The 6085-nt window shown below is 39.6% G+C and carries 6 protein-coding genes; 3 read left to right on the forward strand and 3 right to left on the reverse strand.

Going from position 1 to position 6085, the window contains the following annotated elements; all coding sequences use genetic code 11:
* The 3 genes from ACZFYI_RS14055 to amaB all read left to right on the forward strand — a co-directional run.
* A partial coding sequence (locus ACZFYI_RS14055; protein WP_462524760.1) for an SDR family oxidoreductase occupies positions 1 to 1028 on the forward strand: 1028 nt, incomplete at its 5' end.
* 299 nt (positions 1029 to 1327) lie between these two features.
* Positions 1328 to 2419 carry a DUF4421 domain-containing protein gene (locus ACZFYI_RS14060; RefSeq protein WP_462524761.1) on the forward strand — a complete coding sequence of 364 codons (1092 nt, stop codon included), beginning with the start codon at positions 1328 to 1330 and terminating at the stop codon, positions 2417 to 2419.
* Positions 2420 to 2474: 55 nt separating this feature from the next.
* A complete protein-coding gene (gene amaB, locus ACZFYI_RS14065; RefSeq protein WP_462524762.1) occupies positions 2475 to 4019 on the forward strand; it encodes an L-piperidine-6-carboxylate dehydrogenase in 1545 nt (514 codons plus the stop codon).
* A gap of 346 nt (positions 4020 to 4365) precedes the next feature.
* On the opposite strand, the gene ACZFYI_RS14070 is transcribed toward amaB, so the two are convergent.
* The 3 genes from ACZFYI_RS14070 to ACZFYI_RS14080 all read right to left on the reverse strand — a co-directional run.
* Positions 4366 to 4542, reverse strand: a complete 177-nt coding sequence (locus ACZFYI_RS14070; protein ID WP_462524763.1) for a hypothetical protein — start codon at positions 4540 to 4542, stop codon at positions 4366 to 4368.
* 142 nt (positions 4543 to 4684) lie between these two features.
* Positions 4685 to 4924 (reverse strand): hypothetical protein, encoded by a 240-nt coding sequence (locus ACZFYI_RS14075; RefSeq protein WP_462524764.1) that lies wholly within the window; start codon positions 4922 to 4924, stop codon positions 4685 to 4687.
* Between the two features lie 11 nt (positions 4925 to 4935).
* The coding region (locus ACZFYI_RS14080) for a hypothetical protein (RefSeq protein ID WP_462524765.1) at positions 4936 to 6085 on the reverse strand (1150 nt) is incomplete at its 5' end.

A 6085-nucleotide genomic window follows, 5' to 3' on the forward strand; every position in this document is an offset into this window, starting at 1 on the left:
TTCCACCTGACCTTTGTGTTATAATTTTTAACATAAAAAAAACAGACAAAATGGAAACAAATCAATTTGGTAAAAAAGGTTGGACTCCAGACAGAATTGGAAAATTAAATGGTAAAACATACGTCATAACAGGAACTACAAGCGGAACAGGATTTGAAGCTGCAAAAATTCTACTTTCAAAAGGTGCAAAAGTGGTAATGCTTAATAGAAACTCAAAAAAAGCAGAAGATACTATCGCAATATTAAAACAAGAATTGGGTAAAGCTATTGAAGTAATTAATATTCAAATGGACCTATCTAAACAAGCATCTGTAAAAAAAGCAGCCGAAGAAGTTTTAAAAACAGTTCCTCAAATTGATGCACTAATTTGTAACGCTGCCATTGCCCAAGTGCCAAAACAAACGCTAACTGTTGACGGTTGGGAAAGCCAAATGGGAACGAATTATTATGGAAATTGGACATTACAAGCTTTATTGTTTCCTCTTATTGAAAAATCTAATGGACGCATAGTAACCGTGGGTAGTATGGGATATAATATGGGTATAAAAACGATAAAATTTGATGACTTGAATTGGGATAAAGGCTACACACCTAATTATGCTTATAGTCAAAGTAAATTGGCTCAAATAATGACAATCTATGAATTGCAAGATAGATTAAAAGCTATAGGAAATACCAATGTAAAAGCTTACGCTTGTCATCCAGGAGCCTCAAGAACAAACCTAATAAGTACAAGTGGAAGTTTAATGATGCGAATTATGTTTTACCTAATGATGCCTTTAACACAGTCAGCTGAAAAAGGTGCTTATCCGCAATTAATGTGTGCAACAGAACCAAATTTAGACCAAAGCGGTTTTTATGGACCAACAGGAAGAAGCAATTGGGTTGGTCCAGTTGGCGCACACAAAATAGAACCACATGCTAAAGACAAAGCAGTAGCTAAAAGACTTTGGGAACTTTCAGAAAAAGAAACTGGTGTAATATGGAATCTATACCCTGGTTCAAGGAAAAAAATATTTTTTTTTTGACTTTTGCTAAATAGTTTTAACAGCCTTAGAACCTTGATTTTAAGCGTATTTGAAAATTGATTTATGATTTTTTGGCTAATAAATCAAAAAATACCGTGAAAAAGGTCTTGGAATATTCAACAAAAGTTTTTTATATTTGTCTCGGGTGATTAAGCAACTTTTTCTGCTAAAGACTTTTGATAATTAAACTGAATGGAGATTATCTAGATAATCATTTTTACTGATCTCCATTTGACATTTAAAATCCGCAGAAATGCGGATTTTTTTATTTATCGTCTTGATATTTGTTATTTTTGAAAATGGCAAAAACTTATGTTGATAATTTTAAGCTTTTTGGAAGATGTTTTATTCCGGGTTTTGCCCTAATCTTAGTTTTGTTTTGTCTTTCACCAATTAAATCAATAGCCCAAGGGGATACTTCCTATTATGTTTCCTACAGGAAGTTGTTGACTACAAGACTTTATACTTCCCGAAAATACACCTCCTTATTGATTAGAGAAAATAGCGGAAACTCAAGGATTAGACTTGAACCCAATTCCACCCTAAATCTCGGTATTGGTGCTACCTACAATGATTTTACGCTGAACCTTGCCTATGGCTTCAATTTCATGAATCCAAATAGGAACCAGGTAGAAACCCGTTATTTGGACTTGCAAGCACATATTTATCCAAAAAATTGGGTTATTGATCTTTTCGGACAATTTTATAATGGGTTTTTTCTTAGAAATTACTCAGGCCCTTTGCCTGATATTCCTGAAAACCTTGCATTTCCGGATATGAGTGTGAGAAAGTTTGGAGCAAATGTGCAATACTTATTAAATGGAGAAAAGCTATCATTAAAAGCCGCATTTCTTCAAAGCGCATGGCAAAAAAAATCCGCCGGCAGCTTGGTAGCAGGTATGGAGTTTTACTTTGGTAATGCAAGTGATGAGGGAAATATTCTACCTGAATTTATCCCTGATCCTTTGGAATTCAACAGGGTTTCTTTTTTTGAATTTGGACCAAACCTTGGTTATGTGCACACCTTGGTGTTTGCCAAGCATTTTTTTATTACGGGTATGGTTTCTGGAAATATTGGTTTAGGAAATACCACATTATCCTCCAATTCGGAAAAAGTAGGACGTTGGGGATTCAATTCTAATTATTTCTTGAGGGGTTTTTTAGGATATAATGGGCCTGTTTGGTCTATTAATGCCAACTATGTCCATAATAACGTGCGAATTGAAGAGGCAAGGAGTTTTCAGACAGATTTTCAGACAGGCAATTACCGAATCAATTTTGTCTACAGATTTGATGTCGGCCCAAAACTCCAACCTGTGTTGGAATATGTGGATATCAATAGGTATTTTCCAAAATCGAAGGATGAAAAAAAGAAAAAGGAAAAACAATAGGCCTATTTTTTGATAGTTTTACCCAGAATGCAGAATCAATAAATCCAAATATATCATGTCAGATCAATTCGGAATAAAAGCCGCTCTTCAAAATCTTGGACTTAAGGCAGAAAACTTAGGAACTTCCACCGGAAATGAGTGGATCAACACAAGTCAGGAATATATCAGCTCCTATTCTCCGGCGGACGGTGCCCTTATCGGCAAAGTCCAAGTGACAGACCGTCAAAGTTATGAACAGGTCATCGCCAAATCCCAAGAAGCATTTCATATCTGGAGAACAACTCCTGCACCAAAGCGAGGGGAAATTGTCCGCCAAATGGGCAATGCACTCCGTGAAGTAAAAGCCGATTTGGGTAAACTGGTATCTTACGAAATGGGGAAATCCTATCAGGAGGGTCTGGGAGAAGTTCAGGAGATGATCGATATCTGTGATTTTGCAGTCGGGCTTTCCAGACAACTTTACGGACTGACTATGCACTCGGAGCGCCCCGGACACAGGATGTATGAGCAATGGCACCCGATCGGAACAGTGGGAATTATTTCTGCATTTAACTTCCCGGTGGCAGTTTGGTCATGGAACAGCATGATAGCTTGGGTATGTGGTGATGTCTGTATCTGGAAGCCTTCTGAGAAAGCACCACTTTCAGGAGTTGCCTGTCAGCATATTATCAATAAAGTCCTGAAAGAAAATAACTTGCCCGAAGGAATATCAGGATTGATCGTGGGAGATTACAAAGTAGGGCAGATGATGACAGAGGATACCCGGGTTCCTTTGATTTCCGCTACAGGATCCACCCGTATGGGAAAAATCGTGGGCCAAGCAGTAGCTGCAAGATTGGGGAGGTCTTTGTTAGAACTTGGTGGCAACAATGCCATTATCATAACCGAAAATGCAGATCTTGAAATTGCCATCCGTGGTGCACTGTTCGGGGCAGTGGGCACAGCCGGGCAGCGCTGCACTACCACAAGAAGGCTGATTATCCACGAATCCATTTATGATACCTTCAAGCAAAGGTTGGCCTCGGCTTATACCAAATTGGTCATCGGAAATCCTTTGGATGAGAAAAACCATGTCGGTCCTTTGATAGACAAAGAAGCAGTGGATATGTATCTCAAAGCCATAGAAAAAGTAAAAAAGGAGGGAGGAAAAGAGTTGGTCGAAGGTGGAGTACTAAGCGGGTCAGGTTATGAATCCGGCTGTTATGTGAAGCCTTGTATCATTGAAGCCGAAAACCATTTTGAAATGGTGCAGCATGAGACTTTTGCACCGATCCTGTATATCATGAAATACAATACCCTGGAAGAAGCTATCTCTATGCACAACGGTGTGCCTCAGGGATTATCTTCAGCCATCATGACGCTGAATATGCGGGAGGCGGAAGCATTTCTTTCGGCTGCAGGGTCGGATTGCGGCATTGCCAATGTCAATATCGGAACATCCGGCGCAGAGATCGGAGGTGCTTTTGGCGGAGAAAAAGAAACCGGTGGAGGCCGTGAATCAGGCTCCGACTCTTGGAAAGCCTACATGCGCCGTCAGACCAACACGATCAATTACAGTACAACCCTCCCACTCGCACAGGGGATCAGGTTTGAGATTTGACTGGGGAGGGTGAAGCTATATTGAAAAGAGAATTGTCTTTCTTAAAGGGAAGGAAGGATGACGACAGGGAGTCCGGGTAAGGTAAAAAGTAAATCCAACCGAAGTCGATTTTCTTAAAAAATGTAGAAGGTCAAATAAAAGAGAAAAGCCCTCGGGGTAAGGTTCCGAGGGCTTTGATATGATGGGGCAAACCATTTTTACTCTATACCCCATATTTGGAAATTACCTCTCAGGCTAGGACTTTGAATCTAAGGACAAATCTGTCCTTTTGCATCCACTCGTCCTTGAGGACCAAGAGAATGGTCGTTCTAGCGTCGGACGTCCCTTTCAGTTCCACTCAATCATCCTATGTCAGGTCAATATCATGAATCATCGGGATTTCAAGTAATTGCTTTGATTGCAGGTAGGTGCATACCTGCCCACTTGATGCGACATAGGTGACGGCCACTACTTTTTTGGGGTACTCAAATTCGCTTTGGATGTAAGTCCATTCTTTACCCGAAAGGCAAGTCGCAGGAGTCAATTATTTTCTGCGCCGAAAACAAACATTGTTGAATCTACACCGAGACAATTCTTTAAAACGTTAGGTCTTTGTAGCTTTCTTTAAATAAATAAAGCAAAGAAGTAATTAAGCAGTTACGTGGGCAGGCCGGACGCCAGGTATTTCATATTGAATTGCCAATATTGAAAAGATTTTGGGATACCTCATTTCTTTTTTCTGAAGATGTGTAAAAATAGCCAATCCGATTACCTTCGATGTCATCAATCAAATCATTCAACCTTTCTAATTCTGAAATAACAGCGATGATTTCATCAATGTATCGAACATACTCAGTTTCCAAGTCGGGATATGGTACTCCGATTGGATTCCAATCCATAAGGACTTTGTTGATTTCACTTCTCATTTTTGTCTTTTTCAATAGTTTGTTAGATAGGTTATGATTTTTCCAAAATTTTGAGACCCAACGTTTGCGTCAATGGCAATCGCGATGGTTTTACTTTCATATTGTAATAGCAATCTCAACTGGTACCCATTTTGGTATGGAACCAGGACAGGGTTGCCATTAGCTAGGATATTTCTGATTAATGATGGCGATAGTCCTTTCGAAATCCCATAGGATATCGCCCCGTGATTTGTATAACCGCTGAATACGATCCTAATTCCGTTGAATTCCCAAGTTTTATTTCCAACCATCAAAAATATCTCATTGTATGCTGAATATCTAGTTATACCATTGAAAATCGAGTTTCGTAACTGGGGGGAAATATTATTTGAAAACGCGAGCGATAGAATAATCCCAACATTTTCGGCGCTAAAGATGGCCAACATGAAGTTGGCTTTCTGTTGTAAATAGATCGTTTTGACCAACTCATTTATTTCAAAAACATCAGTCATAGTTAATCCTGAAGTTTTCAGAAGGTTTTCGATGAACTCAACGAATCCACTGGCTCCATGGCTTCTTAGGTAATCCAGTTGCATTTTTCTTAACTCCTCTGGGTCATTCGGTGAGGGGATATTGTAGGATGGATCATTCTGATTGTGTCCATTTCCCAAATCGCTACCTCCTGAACTGTTGATTGTTTCAGAGTATTCATAGTAGGTTGTTTGATGCCCTAAGCTACCCCCAGACACTGGTATACAGATCGTTTCGTTCGCGACTACATAATTCAGTTGAATTCCGTTATTTATTCCAGTTATATAGGTAGCCACCACCCGCGGTCTAGTAAAACAATCTGTTGTTCTCTGGTTTTCATGATTGGGGAATATCCCCCCATCTTCTTCTAAACTTCTGTTTAGCTTTGAGATGCTATAGGGGAGGCCGTCTTTTAGATAAAATCCGATAAAATGCCTTTCGTCATACGTCCATATATCCACCAACCCGGACCATTCCAAGGGTATTTTGTTGTAATAAATCTCTCCAAACCCCCGGATGGATTCCTCATTGTCGGGATAATACCTTGCAATCAAGGGATCAAAGCTGCCATTTTTGGGGTTTTCGACGAACATAATGTTTTGGATGATAGCTTCTGAAGGGTCGGATATTTTGAGGCTGTCCTTGAGGTAG

The sequence above is a fragment of the Aquiflexum sp. genome, assembly GCF_977115555.1.

What these genes read in the sequence shown, in the direction of transcription:
- ACZFYI_RS14075 (WP_462524764.1), bottom strand. Translation starts at nt 4,924, where the DNA reads ATGAGAAGTGAAATCAACAAAGTCCTTATGGATTGGAATCCAATCGGA.
- ACZFYI_RS14060 (WP_462524761.1), top strand. Translation starts at nt 1,328, where the DNA reads ATGGCAAAAACTTATGTTGATAATTTTAAGCTTTTTGGAAGATGTTTT.
- amaB (WP_462524762.1), top strand. Translation starts at nt 2,475, where the DNA reads ATGTCAGATCAATTCGGAATAAAAGCCGCTCTTCAAAATCTTGGACTT.